At 37.4% G+C, this 20,343-nt stretch carries 20 protein-coding genes; 10 read left to right on the top strand and 10 right to left on the bottom strand.

Features of this window, described 5'->3' with window-relative positions; translation table 11 throughout:
• The first annotated feature begins 86 nt into the window (after positions 1 to 86).
• From hutH to CRS_RS16135, 10 genes are all read left to right on the top strand, one after another.
• Positions 87 to 1,607: a histidine ammonia-lyase gene (hutH, locus tag CRS_RS16180; RefSeq protein WP_172617095.1), complete on the top strand. Its 1,521-nt coding sequence runs from the start codon at positions 87 to 89 to the stop codon at positions 1,605 to 1,607.
• Between the two features lie 77 nt (positions 1,608 to 1,684).
• Positions 1,685 to 2,416, top strand: a complete 732-nt coding sequence (gene fabG / locus CRS_RS16175) for a 3-oxoacyl-ACP reductase FabG (RefSeq protein WP_142725060.1) — start codon at positions 1,685 to 1,687, stop codon at positions 2,414 to 2,416.
• Positions 2,417 to 2,521: 105 nt separating this feature from the next.
• Positions 2,522 to 3,742, top strand: a complete 1,221-nt coding sequence (locus CRS_RS16170; protein WP_142725059.1) for a beta-ketoacyl synthase — start codon at positions 2,522 to 2,524, stop codon at positions 3,740 to 3,742.
• A gap of 4 nt (positions 3,743 to 3,746) precedes the next feature.
• On the top strand, positions 3,747 to 4,001 hold the full coding sequence (locus tag CRS_RS16165; RefSeq protein ID WP_047377388.1) for an acyl carrier protein: 255 nt from the start codon (positions 3,747 to 3,749) through the stop codon (positions 3,999 to 4,001).
• Between the two features lie 116 nt (positions 4,002 to 4,117).
• The gene (locus CRS_RS16160) at positions 4,118 to 5,002 is read left to right on the top strand and encodes a lipid A biosynthesis acyltransferase (protein ID WP_142725058.1); all 885 of its coding nucleotides are present in this window, start codon (positions 4,118 to 4,120) and stop codon (positions 5,000 to 5,002) included.
• Between the two features lie 174 nt (positions 5,003 to 5,176).
• A complete protein-coding gene (locus CRS_RS16155; RefSeq protein ID WP_142725057.1) occupies positions 5,177 to 6,703 on the top strand; it encodes an NAD(P)/FAD-dependent oxidoreductase in 1,527 nt (508 codons plus the stop codon).
• A 1-nt stretch (position 6,704) separates the two neighbouring features.
• Positions 6,705 to 8,393 carry a C45 family peptidase gene (locus tag CRS_RS16150; RefSeq protein ID WP_142725056.1) on the top strand — a complete coding sequence of 563 codons (1,689 nt, stop codon included), beginning with the start codon at positions 6,705 to 6,707 and terminating at the stop codon, positions 8,391 to 8,393.
• A complete protein-coding gene (locus CRS_RS16145; RefSeq protein WP_142725055.1) occupies positions 8,390 to 8,755 on the top strand; it encodes a hypothetical protein in 366 nt (121 codons plus the stop codon). Before CRS_RS16150 ends, CRS_RS16145 begins: the two co-directional genes overlap by 4 nt.
• Positions 8,756 to 8,761: 6 nt before the next feature.
• Positions 8,762 to 10,015 carry a DUF3887 domain-containing protein gene (locus tag CRS_RS16140; RefSeq protein ID WP_228451278.1) on the top strand — a complete coding sequence of 418 codons (1,254 nt, stop codon included), beginning with the start codon at positions 8,762 to 8,764 and terminating at the stop codon, positions 10,013 to 10,015.
• Between the two features lie 151 nt (positions 10,016 to 10,166).
• Entirely contained in the window at positions 10,167 to 12,803 is a 2,637-nt protein-coding gene (locus CRS_RS16135; RefSeq protein WP_142725053.1) for a T9SS-dependent M36 family metallopeptidase, read from the top strand.
• Between the two features lie 52 nt (positions 12,804 to 12,855).
• Here the strand turns inward: CRS_RS16135 and CRS_RS16130 are convergent, their stop codons facing one another.
• From CRS_RS16130 to CRS_RS16085, 10 genes are all read right to left on the bottom strand, one after another.
• Positions 12,856 to 14,028, bottom strand: coding sequence for a DUF2062 domain-containing protein (locus tag CRS_RS16130; RefSeq protein WP_142725052.1), 1,173 nt, complete (start codon positions 14,026 to 14,028; stop codon positions 12,856 to 12,858).
• Positions 14,029 to 14,032: 4 nt separating this feature from the next.
• Positions 14,033 to 14,509 (bottom strand): hypothetical protein, encoded by a 477-nt coding sequence (locus tag CRS_RS16125; RefSeq protein WP_142725051.1) that lies wholly within the window; start codon positions 14,507 to 14,509, stop codon positions 14,033 to 14,035.
• A complete protein-coding gene (locus CRS_RS16120) occupies positions 14,506 to 14,886 on the bottom strand; it encodes a 3-hydroxyacyl-ACP dehydratase (RefSeq protein WP_142725050.1) in 381 nt (126 codons plus the stop codon). Before CRS_RS16120 ends, CRS_RS16125 begins: the two co-directional genes overlap by 4 nt.
• An 82-nt stretch (positions 14,887 to 14,968) precedes the next feature.
• Positions 14,969 to 15,604: a hypothetical protein gene (locus CRS_RS16115; RefSeq protein ID WP_142725049.1), complete on the bottom strand. Its 636-nt coding sequence runs from the start codon at positions 15,602 to 15,604 to the stop codon at positions 14,969 to 14,971.
• Positions 15,570 to 16,196, bottom strand: a complete 627-nt coding sequence (locus CRS_RS16110; protein WP_142725048.1) for an outer membrane lipoprotein carrier protein LolA — start codon at positions 16,194 to 16,196, stop codon at positions 15,570 to 15,572. Before CRS_RS16110 ends, CRS_RS16115 begins: the two co-directional genes overlap by 35 nt.
• Positions 16,189 to 16,944 (bottom strand): polysaccharide deacetylase family protein, encoded by a 756-nt coding sequence (locus CRS_RS16105; RefSeq protein ID WP_142725047.1) that lies wholly within the window; start codon positions 16,942 to 16,944, stop codon positions 16,189 to 16,191. The genes CRS_RS16110 and CRS_RS16105 overlap by 8 nt, the downstream gene beginning before the upstream one ends.
• Before the next feature lie 152 nt (positions 16,945 to 17,096).
• Positions 17,097 to 18,158: a beta-ketoacyl synthase N-terminal-like domain-containing protein gene (locus tag CRS_RS16100; protein ID WP_142725046.1), complete on the bottom strand. Its 1,062-nt coding sequence runs from the start codon at positions 18,156 to 18,158 to the stop codon at positions 17,097 to 17,099.
• Positions 18,155 to 19,354 (bottom strand): beta-ketoacyl synthase, encoded by a 1,200-nt coding sequence (locus tag CRS_RS16095; protein ID WP_142725045.1) that lies wholly within the window; start codon positions 19,352 to 19,354, stop codon positions 18,155 to 18,157. The genes CRS_RS16100 and CRS_RS16095 overlap by 4 nt, the downstream gene beginning before the upstream one ends.
• Positions 19,355 to 19,438: 84 nt before the next feature.
• On the bottom strand, positions 19,439 to 19,696 hold the full coding sequence (locus CRS_RS16090; protein ID WP_002983724.1) for a phosphopantetheine-binding protein: 258 nt from the start codon (positions 19,694 to 19,696) through the stop codon (positions 19,439 to 19,441).
• Between the two features lie 99 nt (positions 19,697 to 19,795).
• Positions 19,796 to 20,335, bottom strand: coding sequence for a 3-oxoacyl-ACP synthase (locus CRS_RS16085; RefSeq protein ID WP_142725044.1), 540 nt, complete (start codon positions 20,333 to 20,335; stop codon positions 19,796 to 19,798).
• Positions 20,336 to 20,343: the final 8 nt, after the last annotated feature.

The raw sequence follows: 20,343 nt of genomic DNA, 5'->3' as shown, positions 1-20,343 counted from the left end.
ATTTTAATAATAACTTTTATCTTTGCCGCAAAATTAGTGACAAATAATTAATATTTTACAAAATTATCAACTATTACTTTTAATTGATGAAAATAAATAACTTTTTAGAACTGAAAGACTTTCAAAAAATTATCATTGAGAATGAAAAAATAGAACTGGATGAATCACTTTTATCAAGAGTGGATAAAAGTTTTCAGTTTTTAAAAGAGTTTTCAAAAAATAAAGTAATATACGGTGTGAACACTGGTTTTGGCCCGATGGCCCAATTCAAGATCAGTGACGAAGACACACACCAGCTTCAGTATAATCTTATCAGAAGCCATTCTTCAGGAATAGGCAATCCTTTGCCTGCAGAAGAAGTAAAAGCATGTATGCTGGCGAGGCTGAATACTTTATCATTAGGGAATTCAGGAGTACATCAGTCTGTCATCTATCTTCTTCAGGAATTGATCAACAGAGATATTACTCCACTGATCTTTGAACATGGAGGAGTAGGAGCAAGCGGAGATCTTGTTCAGCTGGCTCATCTGGCTCTGGTACTGATCGGAGAAGGAGAAGTGTTTTATAAAGGAGCAAGAAAATCTACAAAAGAGGTTTTTGAAGCAGAGAACTTAGCACCGATAAAAGTAGAGATCCGTGAAGGTCTCGCCTTGATGAACGGAACTTCGGTAATGTCAGGGATTGGTATTGTGAATGCTTACAAAGCTAATCAGCTGACGGATATTTCTTTAAGGCTTTCCTGTGCAATCAATGAGATTGTTCAGGCTTATGATGATCATTTATCAGAAGCGTTGAACGGAACAAAAAGACATGCTGGCCAGCAGAAAGTGGCAGAGAGAATGCGCGCTCATTTGGCAGACAGTAAACTGATCAGAAAAAGAGAAGATCACCTTTATACTCATTTCGAGGAACAGGAAAAAGTATTCAAGGAAAAAGTTCAGGAATATTATTCTTTAAGATGTGTTCCTCAGATCTTAGGCCCGGTATTGGATACGCTGGAATATACAGAAAAAGTTCTTGAAAATGAGATCAATTCAGCCAATGATAACCCGATTATCAACGTGGAAGACCAGCACGTCTATCACGGAGGAAACTTCCATGGAGATTATATTTCCCTGGAAATGGATAAACTGAAAATTGTGGTAACGAAGCTGACTATGCTTGCAGAAAGACAGCTAAACTATCTTCTGAATGCTAAAATCAATGAAATTTTACCGCCTTTTGTCAATTTGGGTAAATTAGGTTTCAATTTCGGGATGCAGGGTGTACAGTTTACGGCAACTTCCACTACAGCGGAAAGCCAGATGTTGTCGAATTCTATGTATGTTCACAGTATTCCGAATAATAATGATAACCAGGATATCGTTAGTATGGGAACCAATGCTGCGGTAATCTGCAGAAAAGTCATTGAAAATGCTTTTGAAGTATTGGCGATAGAAGCCATTACTATTGTTCAGGCTATTGAATATCTTGGATTCCAGGATAAGATTTCTTCATCTACAAAAGAATTGTATCATGAAATCAGAAAAATTATTCCTGCCTTCTCAAGTGATATGGTCATGTATCCATACCTGGAAGAAGTAAAGAAATACCTGAAAGGAATGTAACGATTAGCTGCCATGGATTGTCTATAAAGGGATCCGGTACAACTTAAAAAAACTAAAAACGATATAAACACTAACGCATGAAATGTGCAATTGTAACAGGGGGCTCCAGAGGAATCGGCAGAGCAATCTGTATAAAACTGGCTGAAGAGAAAAACTATCATATCCTTATCAACTACGCTTCAAACGAAACGGCAGCAAAGGAGACATTGGCTAAAGTAGAAGAGCTGGGAACAACAGGGGAAATTCTTAAATTTGACGTAGGCAATACCGAAGAAACAAAGGCTGTTTTAACGGAATGGCAGGAAAGAAATCCTGATGCGGTGGTAGAAGTGATTGTCAATAATGCCGGAATCACAAGAGACGGTCTTTTTATGTGGATGCAGAAAGAAGACTGGAACCATGTGATCAATACCAGTCTGGATGGGTTTTTCAATGTGACCAATTTTTTCATCCAAAAGCTGCTTCGTAACAAATACGGAAGAATTATCAATATGGTTTCTGTATCCGGAGTAAAAGGAACAGCCGGCCAGACGAACTACTCTGCGGCAAAAGGAGCCTTGGTAGGGGCAACGAAAGCTCTTGCACAGGAAGTTGCCAAAAGAAATGTTACAGTAAATGCTGTGGCTCCCGGTTTTATCAGGACAGATATGACCCAGGAATTCAATGAGGAAGAACTGAAGGCAATGATTCCTGCCAACAGATTCGGAGAAGCAGAAGAAGTGGCAGATCTTGTCGCATTTTTAGCGTCTAAAAAATCATCCTACATTACAGGAGAAGTAATTAATATTAACGGAGGAATTTACTCATAAATAGTCTAACAATATACCAATGTACCAGTGTAACAATGTTGGTTGATCTCAATGAAATATGGTTACATTGCTAGACTGATACATTACTAAATTCAATATAAATAAATGGAAAATAGGGTTGTAATTACCGGAATGGGAATTTATTCCTGCATCGGGACGTCTTTAGAAGAGGTCAGGGAATCCCTATATCAAGGAAAATCCGGTATTGTTTTAGATCAGCAGAGAAAGGAATTTGGGTTCAGGTCAGGTCTTACGGGTGTGGTTCCAAAACCGGATCTTAAAAATCTTCTGAACAGACGCCAGCGTGTCAGCATGGGAGAAGAAAGTGAATATGCTTATCTGGCGACCATTGATGCATTGAAACAGGCGAATCTGGATGAGGAGTTCTTAGATTCCCATGAGGTGGGAATTTTATACGGAAATGACAGTGTTTCTCAGGCAGTTGTAGAGTCTATCGATATTGCAAGGGAAAAGAAAGATACAACATTGATGGGATCGGGAGCGATCTTCAAATCAATGAATTCAACAGTAACAATGAACCTTTCAACCATCTTTAAACTGAAAGGGATCAATCTTACCATCAGTGCAGCATGTGCCAGCGGCTCACATTCTTTGGGACTGGCGTATATGATGATCAAAAATGGATTTCAGGATATGATCATCTGTGGCGGGGCTCAGGAAACCAATAAATATTCCATGGCGAGCTTTGACGGATTGGGAGTTTTCTCAGCCAGAGAAGATGAACCTACAAAAGCGTCCAGACCTTTCGATGCCGCAAGAGACGGATTGATTCCAAGTGGGGGAGCAGCTACTTTGATTGTGGAAAGTTTAGAGTCGGCTCAAAGAAGAGGGGTTCCGATTATTGCAGAAATTATCGGGTACGGTTTCTCTTCAAACGGAGGGCATATTTCAACGCCGAATGTGGATGGACCGGCCTTAGCAATGGACCGGGCTTTAAAACAGTCAGGCTTAAAAGCTTCAGACATTGATTATATCAATGCTCATGCAACTTCTACCCCAATTGGGGATGCTAATGAAGCGAAAGCCATTTATGAAATCTTTGGTGGTGAAGTTCCGGTAAGTTCTACCAAATCCATGACCGGACATGAGTGCTGGATGGCGGGCGCAAGTGAAGTTATCTACTCTATTCTGATGATGCAGAACGATTTCGTTGCTCCGAATATTAATCTGGAAAACCCTGATAATGAAGCACAAAAGATAAATTTAGTTGCAAAAACAAAAAATCAAAAAATTGATGTATTTTTGTCGAATTCTTTTGGGTTTGGGGGAACCAATTCTGCATTAATAGTTAAAAAATTTGATTAAAAACATGGAAAGGGAAAAAATTGTTGCTATCGTTAATGATTTTCTGGTCAATGAATTCGAGGTTGACGGGGATGAAATCAGTAATGATGCCAACCTTAAAAATACTCTGGGCTTAGACAGCCTTGATTATATCGACATGGTAGTCGTGATCGAATCCAATTTCGGGGTGAAATTAGGAGAAGCAGATTTCAAGAAAATGGTAACATTTGACGATTTCTATACAACGATTGAAAATAAGATTGCTGAAAAAAACGCATAGTTATTGAGTCAATCTTTATTCTATAAAATGTGCCAATGTAATAATATCGCAGTGCTTCGGTAATGAGCACTTAAAGATAATATTACATTGGTTCTCTGTTATATTAAACTGCATATATGAACAAGTGGAAAGGTAAATCTAAAGGAACAGTACTCGGATACAGAATATTCGTCTGGTGTATTAGAAATATCGGCATCAGAAGTTCATATGGGGTGCTTTACTTTGTAGCGGCCTACTATTCACTGTTTCAGAAAAAAAGCAACGAATATATTCTTTATTACTTCAGAAAAAGACTGAACTACGGATACTGGAAATCCAAAATGTCTGTTTTTAAAAGCTATTTTACCTTCGGAAAAGTTTTGATTGATAAAACAGCTATTTCTGCCGGGCTCAGAGAAAAATATACTTATGAATTTGATGGTATTGAAAACCTGAGAAATCTTTTAGCCGCTAAAAAAGGAGGAATTCTCATCAGTGCCCATATCGGTAATTTTGAAATTGCAGAACACTTTTTTGCTGATATTGACTTCGACTGCCAGATCAATCTGGTGACCACAGATCAGGAAGTGACGGTAATCAAGGAATATCTGGAAAGTGTTGCTGTAAAAAAGAGCAACATTAAATTCATCTATGTCAAAGATGATATGTCGCATATCTTTGAGATTAACAAAGCTTTGTCAGAAAATGAACTGATCTGTTTTACCGGAGACCGCTATTTTGAAGGGTCAAAATATCTGGAAGCGGAACTGCTTGGTAAAAGTGCAAAATTTCCGGCCGGCCCGTTTTTAATTGCTTCAAGATTAGGTGTTCCCGTTGTCTATGTGTATGTGATGAAAGAGAATAACCTCCATTACCATCTGTATGCAAGAGTCGCTCAAAATATTAAAAACCGAGATTCGCAGGGGCTTTTACAGTCTTATGTTCAGAATCTAGAAGCCATGGTGAAAAAATATCCGCTTCAATGGTTCAATTATTTTGATTTTTGGGATGATGTTGATTAATTTTTCTATTTTTATCCCATAAAAACTAACAAAAAACTAAAAGCCATTAAGAGGTACAGAGAATTAAGATCATGAAATAGTATTTTTTCAGATAAAATCTTTACTTACTATACTAAAGTCATCTTTAAATATCTTAAATTCCCTGTTTCTTAATTATTAAAAGCACATTCTCTTTTGAAAAAAGAATATGACATACTTGTAATCGGCAGCGGATTGGGAGGTCTTGTTTCGGCTCTTATTTTGGCGAAAGAAGGTCTGAAGGTATGTGTTCTTGAGAAGAATAACCAATATGGAGGAAATCTGCAGACCTTTTCGAGAAACAAACTTATTTTTGACACCGGAGTTCATTATCTGGGAGGTTTATCAGAAGGTCAGAATCTGAACCGTTTCTTTTCCTATCTCGAAATTATGGATGATCTTGAACTGCAGCTGATGGATGAAGACGGCTATGACAGGATCAGTTTTGGTGATGATGAAATAGAATACCCACATGCACAGGGTTATCAGAATTTTGTGGAACAGCTTTCAAAATATTTTCCGGAAGAAAAAGAAAACCTTGAGAACTATTGTGAAGAAATTCAATATGTCTGTAGTCAGTTCCCAAGATACCATGTAGTAGGAAAAGACAGTTACAATGAAGAAATCCTGCATCTCAATACGAAAAGATTCATTGAATCTGTTACCCATAACAAAAAGCTTCAGTCGGTTTTACTGGGCTCCAACTTTTTATATGCCGGAGACTCTGAAAATATCCCTTTTTATATACATGCCTTAACAGTAAATTCCTACATCCAAAGTGCCTACAAATGTGTAAAAGGAGGAAGCCAGATTTCTAAACTCCTGATCAGAAAGCTTAGGGAATATGGAGCTGAAGTCCACAAGCATTCAGAGGTTTCTGAATTTGTTTTTAATGAAAATAACGTGTTGACATCTGTAAAAACAAAGACAGGAAAAGAATATGCCTCAAAACAATTTATTTCCAATATTGAGATTCGTTCCACCATTAAGCTGATAGGTGAAGAAAGACTGAAGAAATCCTTTCTGAACAGAGTTTTAAGCTGGAAGCCGGTTTCATCCTGCTTTAGTATTTATCTGGTTTTAAAACCTCACAGTCTTCCGAATTTTAATTATAACAGATATCATTACGCATCAGAGGATCTGGTCTGGAACGCATTCCAATATCAAAAAGAATCATGGCCGGAAACCTATATGCTTTCCTCCACGCCTTCGAAACATCATCCTGAATTTGCAGAAAGCCTTACCGCTATTTCCTATATGGATTTTGAGGAGGTTAAAGCATGGGAGAATACTTTCAATACCGTAGCAGATGAACATGAAAGAGGAGAGGCTTATGAAAGATTTAAACTTGAAAAGACGGAAAAGATGCTGGATGCCCTGGAAAAGAAAATTCCGAACATAAAGCATGCCATCAAAACAATATATACGTCTTCTCCTTTATCGTACAGAGATTATATCGGTAATTTTGAAGGTAATATGTACGGATACATGAAAAGTTCAGAGAACCCGCTTAAAACAATGGTTTCTCCCCGCACTAAAATTGACAATCTCTATCTGACAGGACAGTCTGTCAATATGCATGGAATTTTAGGAGTGACCATCGGTGCTTTTAATACCTGTGCGGAAATTCTTGGAAAAGAAACGATTGATATGAGACTGGCCCGAATGATTAATAAAGACTAAAGTGAAAAAAACTAATACCATCTCTTCATCCCATAAAAACAGTCTCCTTTATCTTGCTCTTTGCTTTTCCCTTACGTCCTGTGGAATATCAAAGTCTGTACATCATGTTCCTGATGTACAACGTTATTCATTAGATGTTCCTAAAGTAGACAGAATGAATGACAGCACTTTCAGCTACAATCAAAACTATCTTACCAAAAATAAACAGCAGCTCTGGGAACTTTATATCAAAGGAAATCCTTTACAACTGGGGTATAATAACGGAGCTTTGACACAAAACTTAATGCAGAAGCAGGAAGAAATTTTTTTCTCAAAAGTGGAAGGATTTGTGCCATCAAAATTCAAGCAGCGGCTCTTAAGAGGTTTTTTAAAATGGTATAACAGAAAAATGTACCTCAATGTAAGAGAAGATTATCAGGCAGAACTATATGGTCTGTCACAATATTCATCTGACCGTTATGATTTTATTGCTCCTAAATATTTAAGAAACCTTTACCTGCACGGAGCTCATGATATTGGGCATGCCATGCAGGACCTGGCGATGGTAGGCTGTAGTTCACTTGCCGTGTGGAACGAAAATACTGAAGATGGAGATCTGTTAATAGGAAGAAATTTTGATTTTTATGTAGGTGATGATTTTGCAAAGAACAAACTGATAGAATTTGTTCAGCCGGACGAAGGAATTCCTTATATGTCGGTAAGCTGGCCGGGAATGATTGGGGTCGTTTCCGGAATGAATAAAGAAGGAATTACTGTGACCATTAATGCCGGGAAATCAAAAATTCCTTTGACAGCAAAAACCCCGATTTCATTTGTTACAAGAGAAATTCTGCAGTATGCAAAAAATATAGAAGAGGCGATTGTGATTGCTAAAAAAAGAAAAGTATTCGTTTCCGAATCTATTCTGGTGGGAAGTGCCGCAGACAAAAATGCAGTAATCATTGAAGTTTCGCCTAAAAATTTCGGAGTGTACAGCGTTCAGAATACCAGTAGGGTGGTTTGTACCAATCATTTTCAGTCGGAGGCATATAAGGACGACAAAAGAAATCATAAACATATTGAAGAAAGCCATTCCGAATACCGTTATGAAAGACTTCAGGAGCTTTTGCAGGAAGAAAAAAAATTAACTCCTGAAAAAATGGCTTCTATTTTAAGAAACAGGTCCGGCTTAAAAGATGAAAACATCGGTTATGGAAATGAAAAAGCACTCAACCAGCTTCTGGCGCACCATGCCGTTATATTTTCACCTCAGAAAAAGCTGGTCTGGGTTTCCTCCAATCCGTATCAGTTAGGAGAATTTGTTTGTTACGACCTGAATGAGATTTTTTCAGGTAAGCCATTATCGCAAAGTCTGAAAGCCAGAACAGAACTCAATATTGTAAAGGATCCATTTGCCGATTCTGAAGAATTCCAGAACTATGAACGCTCTAAAATGTATGGTAAAGAAATAGGCGAGGCTGCTAACGATAAAAATATACTGTTGACAGACGATCTGATTTCTTCTTATCAGGCTGTGAATCCCGACTTTTGGCTGGTGTATTATCAGTCAGGGAAATATTACTTTAATAAAAAAGAATATTCACAGGCAAAAAAAGCGTTTGAAAAAGCCCTTACAAAAGAGATTACAACCGTCCCGGACAGGAAAAATGTAGAAAAATACCTGAAGAAAACTTTAAAGAAACTGAAATGATCCCCAAATACATAAAACTGCTGTTCTGCATTCCTTTTGTCATTATCATTTGTTATTCGGTGTACTTATGTACGGTGTACAGCTCGATACCTGCCGTCATTCCGATTCACGGATATGGAAATATGAAAGATAACTACGGAAGTAAAATATTTCTGGTGTTTCCGATCCTGATGAACCTGGCTGTACTTATTTTTATCTGGCTGGTTATCAGGAGGCCGGATAAAATAAAGTTTACCTTTGAAATCAACGAAAACGAAATAGAAAGAATATACCATATCACACAGTTGGCTTTGGTAATTATTGCGATATTTGTTACCATAATGATGACTCCGCTATCATTTTCTGATGTGGTCTATAAATAATTGATTATGAAAAAACTTTTAACCCTATTGCTTACCATCTGGTTTCTATTGTCATTTTCTCAGGACAGAAAAGAGATCGGAAATACTTTCATCAAAACATTATTGGTTGACAAAAATGCAGAGAAGGCCCATTCTTATTTTGATTCTTCCGTTGCCGGCCAGATTCCTGTGGAACAGCTCAAAGCTCTTCCAGAACAGCTTCAGGGACAGATTGGTGCATTGAAAAATGTCCTTGAAGTGAATAACGAAGGAAATATTTACTATTACTATACTGAATTTGAAAAGACAAAACTGGATGTCCAGCTTACCTTTGGTGAGAACAATAAACTGTTGGGTTTCTTCTTCGTCCCTCATAAAACATTTGAAAAGCATGATGAGAAGACGGTACTCAAAATAAAGAGTGACGCTATTGAACTGAATGGTACGCTGTTGGTTCCCCCTTCCAACAATAAAAAGAGACTGGTGATTTTCGTGCATGGTTCGGGAGCCCATGACAGAGACGAAACAATTGGTGAAAACAAACCCTTTAAAGATATCGCAGAATATCTTCTCACCAACGGAATTACCTCCTACCGGTATGATAAAAGAACTTATTCCTATTCTGAAACATTTAATGACCAATCTACTGTGGAGGAGGAAACAATTAATGATGCGGTAAATGCGGCTCTTTATTTTAAAAATCTTCCTGATTATAAAGGCTACGAGATTATTATCCTGGGACACAGTCAGGGTGCTTATCTGATGCCTGAAATAGCAAAGAAAGCCCAGGTGTCGAAATATATTTTTATGGCTGGGAATGCAAGACCTTTGCAGGACCTGTTAGTTGAACAGTACGAATATCTTCACTCTTTAGACCCGACAAAAGTCCCAGCAGAAGCAGTTCAGGAAATAAAAAAGCAGGTTGCTTTTTTAAACTCATCCAAATTCAACTTAAATTCACTTAAGTCAGAACTTCCACTGGGGCAGTCCGCTGCTTACTGGAAATATTTGAAGGATTACAATCAGCTTAATGAAGTGAAAAAAATCCAGGCTCCCATGTTTTTTGCACAGGGAGGAAGGGATTATCAGGTAACCGAAAAAGATTTTAATCTTTGGAAAAATACTTTGAAAAATGATAAAACAGCTGTTTTTAAATTTTATCCGGCATTAAGCCATTTATTTATTGCAGGTTCCGGAAAACCTTCACCAAAAGACTATGAAATAAAAGGAAAGGTGGATGAGCAGTTTTTAAAGGATCTTATTCAGTTTATTCTGAAATAGTTTTTAGATTTTGAAAAACGGTTAAATAAATGCAATACATATCATTTGGTTTGGGCTTTTAAATAAATATTGTGGAAATATGTAACATTTTAGATTATTTTCCTACTAACTGTTGCATCTAATCTATTAATATTTGTTAAAAGTAATCTAAATGAAAAAAATTCGACTAAGTGTTAAGCTGTTGTTATGTTGTTGTCTTTTCGGCGTAAGTGCATTATCCGCACAAAAATATGAGCAGACTATTAAGGACTATGTTAATTCTGCTCAGGGATCATTTCAAAGAGTAAATCCTGAACTGAAAGTATTTAAAATCATCAATGTAGATCCTTCCAAAAGCTTAAATGGAGATGTTGTAGGTATACAGCAAACAGTTAATGGAATTCCTGTTTTTGGGAGCTCTGCGAATGTTTTAATCCGAGATGGAAAAGTTTTAAACTTTGCAGATACTTTTATTAAGAATTATCCTTCTGCCATCAAAGGAAAAGAAAGTGGCAGAAAAGCTGCTTTAGTAGCAGAAACTATTACAAAACTGAATGGTTTATCAACAGTAAAAGATATCAACGGAAAAGAAAAGCCAGTAGAGGCTAATTCTGTTTATTTTGCAAAAGGAGGAGAATTGATATTAGGGTATCAGTTTTATGTAGAAGAAAAAGGAACCGGTAACGTATGGAACACTATTGTCAATGCAGAAGACGGGACCGTTTTATATAAGGAAAATACAACATTGTCATGCAGTTTTCATGATGAAGCTTATGACCACCACTCTGGTTCATCTGCACAAAATATTGCGGCTTCTTTACCTGAAAATGTTGCTGCAACAGATCTGCAGAGGACTGCAAATTTTGTACTGGCACCTGATAATGCTTCTTATAACGTATTTGCATTCCCTACTGAAGCTCCTACATTTGGTACAAGAACACTTCTTACAAACCCGTGGGACCTGACAGCTTCACCGGAAGGTTGGCATTCTGATGGAACCAATCATTATACAATAACAAGAGGGAATAATACCTTTGCATATACTGACGAAAATAATACCAATACACCTCAATTTTCTCCTGACGGAGGTGCAAACCGCGTATTTGATTTTCCTTTAGATGTAACAGCAGCTCATACAACCTATACCTCAGCAGCGGTAACCAATTTATTCTACAACGCAAATAAAATGCACGATGTATTTTATAAGTTCGGATTTACAGAATCTGCAAGAAATTATCAGGTAAACAATTTTGGCAACGGGGGAACGGGTAACGATCCTGTTCTTGCAGAATCAAGAGATGGGAGCGGTCTGAACAATGCAAACTTTAATCCAGGGGTTGACGGAACAAGCGGAAGAATGCAGATGTTTCTTTTTTCACCGAGTGGAAATATAAGATATCTTTATTATAATTCACCTTCAACTTATACTTCCAGAGCTCCACTCACTGCACCTGCCAATTTTGGACCTCAGATTATGGGAAATCCACCTGTAACGGGAGATCTTGCTCTTTCAACTCCGGCCGACGCATGTACTGCAGTTACTGCAGGAAGCCTTACAGGAAAAATTGCAGTAGTAAATGCAGCAGGATGTAATTTTTCTGTTAAAACGAAGAATTTGCAAAATGCAGGAGCGGTAGGTGTTATACAATACCACCCGTCAAGTAATACTCCTGTAGGAATGGGGGGAACAGATGCTACCATTACCATCCCAACAATAATGGTAGGCTTATCAGAAGGACAGTTTCTAGTTAATGAATTAACCAATGGTGTTGTTGGAAATGCAACATTAAAAACTACAGCGGTTTATAAAGATGCCAGCTTAGATAACGGAGTAATCAGCCACGAATATGGTCATGGAATTTCTAACCGACTTACCGGAACAGGAAGTTCATGTTTGTCTTATATTTCTTCCAATGAGCAGATGGGGGAAGGATGGTCTGACTTCTTCGCATTGATGATGACAACTAGACCTGGAGATACTTCTTCTATGGCCAGAGGCGTAGGAACTTTTGTTTCAGGGCAGACTACTACAGGAGGAGGAATCAGACCTGCAAAATATTCACCTGATTTTGCCATCAATGATTATACTTATGGACGTACAAACGGGATGAAAATAAGCACAAGTATTCAGGGAATCCCTGTTACGGTGCCAGATGTTCATAGTATCGGATTTATCTGGGCTTCAATGCTTTGGGATCTTAACTGGAAATATGTAGAAAAATACGGGTATAATAGTAATGTTCTTGCAGATCCGAACAGTGGAAGCGCAAGAGTTCTACAGTTGGTAATGGATGCTCTCAAATTACAGCCATGTAACCCTACGTTTGTTCAGGGGAGAGATGCAATTCTTGCTGCTGATCAGGCGTCCACAGGAGGACAGAACAAATGTATGATCTGGACTGCATTCGCTAAAAGAGGGTTAGGAGTGAATGCATCTGCAGGGGGCCTTAATGGTTTGGAGTTTGGTGCGAACCAGCCGTTAGCGGATATGAGTGATCAGGTAGAAGATTTTACTGTTCCTGCAGAATGTGCGCTGGCAGTGAAAGAAATCAACAGCTCTAAGGGAATATCCATCTATCCGAATCCTGTAAGAAATGAATTCACGATAAAAACTCCATCGGATGTTAATCTGTCAGGAATTACGACTGTTTCTATCTTTGATTTTACAGGAAAACTGATATCCAAAGAAAGTATCAATCTTAATAAGCAGAATACGATCAGTGCTGAGAAGCTGATTAATGGTACTTATATTGTGAAAGTTAGTAACGACTCAATGGATTACTCTCAGAAAATTATAGTTTCAAAATAGAAAATAATACCTAATTATGATGAGCCTGGAACAAGTTCCAGGCTTTTATCTTTTAATTGGTTTCAGGACTTACTTTATTCAGAAACAGAAAAGAAGTTACTCCTGCAACAGCTGAAAGAGCTGTGCTTAATATAAAACTGCCTATGACATATTGCAGCAGGTTGTTCTTGATCAGTTCAAAATTTAAATCCTGATGTAAAATATTGCTGTCTCCACTTACAAATGGTGCTCCCAGAAATAGAGAAGCTGCAATAATGAAAGGGATAAAAGGAGGAAGACTCACATTGGAAGCTACAAAAGCAAGGACTTTATTGAGTTTAAAAAGCACAGACAGGCTGATCACAAGAAGAGTCTGGAATCCCCAGAAAGGTGAAAGCCCTATAAATACTCCCAATGCAATGGAAAAAGCTTTTGTACGGTTGCTACCGTCACTTTCTAAGACATCTTCCTGTATGAATCTTTTAAAGCTTTTTTTTTTGAAATTATTCACAAAGTTTCTCGGAATAATATAAAGCAGAGTAATCGTTACCAGTATCGTATTCAGAATACTGATCCTTGTAAAATCCTTGAAAGGTCTGAAATGGGAAACCCGTTCAGCAGGGTCATACAAGACCTTGATCGGAACATTTTTTACCGGAACATGTCTCCATGCAGTTCTTACAATGATTTCAATTTCAAATTCAAACTTAGGGGTAAAATATTTCTTTGGAATTTTATGTAAAGGATAGAGCCTGTAGCCGGATTGTGTATCTTCCAGTTTGATACCTGTTTCGAACCAAAACCAGAAATTGGAAAAACGGTTCCCGAAACTGCTTTTTTTAGGAATGCCATCCTGAGACATATTTCTGTTTCCAATCAGGAGAACATCTTCTTTTTCCTGCAGCAGTGCTTCTACAAATACAGGAATGTCATCCGGGTAATGCTGCCCATCTGAATCAATGGTGATGGCATAATCATATCCTGATTTTTTTGCCTCTCTGAAGCCTATTTTAACCCCGTTTCCTTTGCCTTTGTTCTCCGGTAAAGAGATTACCGTGATCTGAGGATATTCAGCAAGAATCTGAGGTGTAGAATCTGTAGAGCCATCGTTGACCACAACAATACTTCCGGTGTAGTTAAGAACACCGTCAATTACCCTTCTCAGGGTTTTTTCATTATTGTAGGTAGGTATTAAAACGCATATTTTCTTTTCAGAAATTGCATTTTGTACTTCAGCAAAGGACATTTTTTTATTTTAAAGTGGCTCTTTCTGCCTCTGTAATGGTTTTAGACTGCATAGCAAACCTCTTGATATAGCCTTTCAATGCTGTATTCTGTTTGCTGTAATTATTCAACAGGAAAGCTTTATCATCTTTCAGGCTTCCTCGGTATCCTACAATTTTTGGAATATTTTCCTGAACACTTAATCTGATCAGACGAAGCTCTGCATTGTTGGGATTACTTTTGATAATGCCTTCAAGACTTGTTGCTCCTGTTTTTACCAAGGCTTTTCTATTGCTTTTGGCAATTTTCGCTTCCATGATTTTCGCTGCTGCCTTATATCCTAAAGTTACTGCATCAGATCCGGATTGTTTTTCCGCTGTATTGATGAAACTTTCCGTATTGCTATTGGATTCGTTGGCTTTGGCATAACTGTTTCTCAATGTTTCAAGATCAGATTGAAAGAAAAAAATAAATGCCGTTAAAAATGACAAAATTAGTTTCATAACGTTATTTTTTTATAGCTTACAGACAGTTTCAATGCAATAGTCTCGCCAAAAGAAGTTGTATTTTTTACTTTAACATCCTCGCCGTTTTCATCAATATCAAGCTGAAGCTGTAAATCAGGAGTTTCAAAAGGATTGATGATCGCCATGAATTTTACATTTGATGCTGTTTTTAAGAATAATTTTGAACCTGTAAGCTCCTCCGTCAGTTCTTTGATAATCTGCATCATGCATACGCCGGGCGTTACCGGATTTCCGGGAAAGTGGCCTTTGAAAATATCATGGTCTTTATTCAGATGAATGTAAGCAGTAAACTTTCCGTCTTCTGTCTTCTCGTATGATGTTAAAGTATAAAAGTCTGTAAGAATGGTTTGCATGATCTTATTTTTTTAAGATTAAATGTATCATCAGTTTCTTTCCGGGAACTACATGGATATTTAGGTAGTTTTTCCTGTGAAATTACTCCGTTTCGGTTATTTGAAATAGTTTTATGTTGATCTTAAAGTCTTTGTGCTGCAGATTTAAACTATCCGCGAAGATAGTTTTTTTTGCATCAAAAGTAAAATCGATTTTTTCCTTGTTATTTTTCGTGTAAATAATCTGCTTCAGCAAATTATTTTCTTTACTGAAGAATAAATAATAGCTTTTATTATCAATTTTGGAAAGATAGATGTTAGCATTTTTATTCTCAAAGCTTTCATTTACCGGATATTGTCTTTTCAGTAGCTGTTGGAAGTCATTTTTCAGAAAGTTGATGACTATTTTTTTATCCAGATCGGGGAGTACATAATTCAGTTTGAAATCATTGTCTGAGACTTCAAAATCAATCAGTTTATTCCCGAAGTCAGAAGTTAAAGCGACGCGGTGTGTCGTTTCATTCAGTTTTTTGATAATCAGAATACCACTCACATGGTTTTTATAGATATCCATCTGACACTTGTAAACATAATCTTCACCAGAAGTAAAATATAAGTTTTCCACCGTTTTTTCAGACAAAGAAACAGGCTTTACATCTGTTAACTTATACGTCTTACAGGAAACAGCCAGTGCAAGAATCAGGCTATAAAGAAAACTCTGACGCAGGAATGGAAGCATTGATCTTTGTATTTTTAAAAACAATATTCGTGGTATCTCCGGAAGCCTCAGTCATATTCACCTGGGAAACTGTAGACTGATTCCTGGGGAAATACAATTCAATCTGTTTGATGTATTTTAAAAGCTGGGGTGTTTTAGGAATAAACTTTGCCACATTATAATTCCCATTTTTAAAATAAGTTACGGTAAATTCAGGATCATTGAACATCGTTCCGTTGGAACTTCCGACAATCAGTTTATTGATTTTTTCAAAGGTTTTGCTCTTGGCATCTACAGAAGATTTTTTCCCCTGGTCATTGATGTAGATCTTATTGCTTTTAAAAACAATGCTGTATTGGTAAGGTTTGGTATATTTCCAGCTCAGCATATTGGGGGTCTGCAGTGACATTTTCCCATAGGTGACAATATTTTTATCCAGAAAATCCATCTTTTTAGTCTGGGTAAAATCACTCTGTAAAGTTTTGATCTCTTTGGTGTCTGAAGAAACTTTAGACACAAATGCCTTAGCTTCAGCTCCTGACATTGCTGTATTTTGTGCAGAAGAGAATCCTGAAACCAGTATGAGTGCTCCGAAAGCAATATTTTTAATCATTTCTATTTGAATTTATCACTGTATCAACAGTAAAAGTTGAATATTTTTTGTTCTTCAAAAATACTAATAAATCTGCCAGTACGCGACAGGTCTTTTCCGAAGTGTCATGAAGAAGGATAATACTGCCCTTTTTCAGGCCTTTAGTTACCCTGTGATAGATTTTCTTTTCATCGTCAATGATGGTGTCCAGAGAGCGTACATTCCATCCTATGCTTACTTTATGGGTTCTTTTGACCGCTTTTGCAATATTGGGATTGGTAACGCCAAAAGGAGGTCTGTAGAGGGTGGTCCTGATATTTCCAATATTTTTTATGACTTCATCACATCCTTCAATTTCCTCAGTCATTTTGGAAGTGGACAAAAATCCCGTGGAATTGGAGTGTGATAAGGTATGATTTCCGATAGTATGCCCCTCTGCGATGATTCTCTGAAACGTTTCAGGATATTTTTCAATCTGTTTTCCAATACAGAAAAAGGTGGCTTTTACCTGATGCTCTTTAAGAAGGTCTAAAAACTTTGGCGTAAATTCAGTAGGTCCGTCATCAAAAGTAAGGGCAACTTCCTTAATTCTGGTGCGTTTATGGGTGATACTGTTGATAAAATATCCCAGTTCAATATCAAAAGAACCCCAGATAATCACTGCGAAAAAAGCAAAAAAGCAAAACAGATATACCCAAAAACTTCCATGGAACGCGTAAATAAAAACGTTACAGAAAAGATAGAACAGGATGAATGGGTAGTGCTTCATTGCTGGGTGTTTAATATGGTTAAACTTTCTTGATTTATATGCTTTTTGTCATTCTGAGTGTAGTGAAGCAAAATGAAGAATCTATCATATAAAAGCAGAGATTCTTCCTTCGTCAGAATGACAACAGTACTGCTTTTATTATCTCTCATCAATTATGCCTTTTCCAATAACACCAAACTATGATCATTGCCCCCAAGATGATTGTAAAGAAGAACATTCTTCACATTTTCTTTTTTCTCAGAGTTGATCATCATTATTTCCGGGATCTGCTGTTCCTTAAGGATATGACAGGCTATAAATGTTGAAAAACCACTTGCCGTGTTGAACTCTCCACTCAGATGTTTATAATACAGCTGTGATGAGCCATGAAACAGATCTATTGCTTTTGTATAATAAACATCGGATTCTGCGTCTCCACTGAATCCAAAGATTACAACATCAATATCATGATTGGAAAGATTATTTTGAGCCAAGAAATTCTTAATGAAATCCTGAACGTCATTCAATTCAACTTTGTTGCTGATGCAGATATTGTGAAGTCTGGCGTAAGAACTTTCAGTTTTATCTTTACCTATTATAAAAAAGCTGGCACCTTCACCCCAAATCACTCCATTGCTGGTGGAATGCAGATAATCAGCGGGAAGATCTGCTTCTTTTTTTATAGTATTATTTAAACAGTAAAGTTCCATTGTTCTGGCAGTCTGCTCATCTGTAGAGCCCACAAGAACATTTTCTGCTTCTCCGTCATTGAGCTGAAGCTGAGCATCCAGTAATGAAAACTCCAGTGAAGAAGAAGTGTTTACGTAGGTGAAGTTATAAGCATGGCACTGTAATCCCAGAGCAATCTGTCCGGCTACTGTGTTATGGGTAGATTGTATAAAAAAAGTAGGCGTTAGGAACTCTTCATGATTGTCGATCACATTTTTAAGGAACTTTTCAGAATCCTGGGAACAACCCATTCCGGTTCCTACGATGATGGCGTCCGGCTGCTCAATGCCGGCTTCTTTCAATGCATAATGCGACGCTACAGAACTCATTTTTACGGTTTTAGACATTCTTCGGATCATAGCAGGCGGAATGAACTCTTTGTAATTGGGTTCTACAGCCTTGAGGATGTTGGAAGAAATTTCAGGAATAAGGTTCTGAAGGATATTTTCGTTTAAAGTGTCCTGAACAGATATACAGGATGCACTGTTGATGTATACCGGACTCATGATTTTGAGAAAATTAAAGTTGAACAGTTTCCTCCAAATCCGAATGAATTGGAAAGCACATGATTGATGTTCTTTACTTTCAGTTCAGTGACAGGAACAAGGTCAAACTCTTCCATTTTAGTTTTGAAATTCAGATTCGGGAAAATAAGACTGTGCTGCATCGCTAAAATTGAAAAAACGGCTTCAATTCCGGCAGCGGCAGCTAATGTATGTCCTGTAAATGCTTTCGTAGAGCTGAATTCAGGAACCTGATTTTCACCAAAAATTCTGATCATGGCAATTCCCTCAGATAAGTCATTATTGGGGGTAGCTGTCCCATGAACATTGATATAATCTATGTTTTCCTTATCCAATCCGGAGATTTTCAATGCTTTCTGCATAGCTAAATATGCCCCCTGTCCGTTTTCAGAAGAGGCTGTCTGATGATGGGCATCATTGGCATTTCCATACCCGGAAAGATAAGCCAGGATTTTTTTATTTTCTTTTTTGACTGTTTCTTCAGATTCAAGGACTAAAAAAGCAGCAGCTTCTCCAAGATTAAGTCCTTTTCTGTTATTGTCAAAAGGAGTATTGTAAGAGTCCGTAAGGATCATCAGGGTATTGAATCCGTTCAGGGTAAATTTTGAAAGAGAATCTGTTCCTCCCACAATGACACGGTCCAAAACTCCGTTTTTAATCAGTTTAGCCCCCATCATAATAGCATTGGCTGCTGATGAACACGCTGTACTGATGGTAGAAACCATTCCTTTTAATCCAAGATAATCAGCAATGGCTAATGAAGAATTTCCGGCATCGTGGGCGTCAATATACTTTTGCTTTTCGGGGAAGTCTTCGTATGAGTAGAAGTACTTTTCAGTGATATCCATTCCGGCTACACTGGTAGAAGATATCAGGCCGGTTCTGTAACTATTGATATCTGAAATTCCTGCACTTTCTACAGCTTCTTTAGCTGCAATCATTCCCAGTAAAGACGTTCTTGTGACATTGTTGTCTTCATCAAGATGAAGTTTCTGTACAAGTTCTTCGTTGGATAATTTTATTTCACCCGTTTTAATGAGCCCGTTATGCCGGGTTTCAAACATTTCAATATCTGAAATCCCATGTTTTCCGGACCGTAATGAAATAAAATTTTCCTCCACATTGTTTCCGATGGAGGAAATGATGCCCATTCCCGTTATGGCAATTTTTTGACTCATGGTATTATATAATGTACCAATGCATCAATCTAACAATTTACCAATAATTGCTACATTGATACACTGTTAGATTGTTACATTCATTTATTTTGTTCTGTTGTTCTCGATGAAGGCAGCCATCGTATCGATAGATTGGAAAATTTCCTTTCCTTTTTTAGGATCAGCTAGTTTTATTCCATAGTCTTTATCAAGAAGAACGATTAATTCCAAAGCATCGATTGAATCCAGTCCTAGTCCTCCTCCGAATAACGGATCAGCATCTTTTATTTCCTCCACAGATACGTCTTCAAGGTTAAGGACTTCAATAATTTTGTGCTTCAATTCTGTTTTTAAATTTTCCATAAATATTATTTTAATGTAACAATATATCAATGTACCAGTTGACCAATAGTTGTTATTGCCTTTAGCATTGGTACATGATCAGATTGGTACATTGTTGAATTATAATGTGAGCAAATATACAAAAGCTTTATAATTTTCCTGATACAATTCCATCCAGCCGCATAATACTTTGTCTGCCTTTCCGGATCGCAGAATCTGTTCAGAATAGTCGTTTAAAAAACTCTCGTCAGGTTCATCCAAAATAAAAAAGGCATTTTCTGTCTGCATCTTATGCTTGATGCTGATTTCCCCGACACAGATGTTGGGTAAAGTATAAACAAAAACTGCGGGACTCGGATAGAAGTTATCAGGATCATTGATGCTTTCCTGATATTTAAAATCTGTATCCAGGCTGGATGATCTATTGGCAAAAACAATAGCCGTTCTGCTGTGATCTTCATCTTTCAAGATGGGCTCGGCAGAAAGAAACGCCAGTTTACTCAGATGATCCATTTTATGAAATTTAGGATAGCTAAGATCTAAACTCTTATAGGCTTCCTTGGCAAACTCCTGGAAGGTTTCGCTTTGGCTTTCAAAAATAAGATTTCCGTCAACGGTTATTTTTGAATGTTCTATAGTACAGCTGTTTGTTTTCTTCATGACATTCA

It is taken from the genome of Chryseobacterium sp. ON_d1 (genome assembly GCF_006829085.1).
Lineage (GTDB): Bacteria > Bacteroidota > Bacteroidia > Flavobacteriales > Weeksellaceae > Chryseobacterium.
Note: the sequence above shows the minus strand (reverse complement) of the source record. Positions and strands in the feature narration are given on the sequence as shown.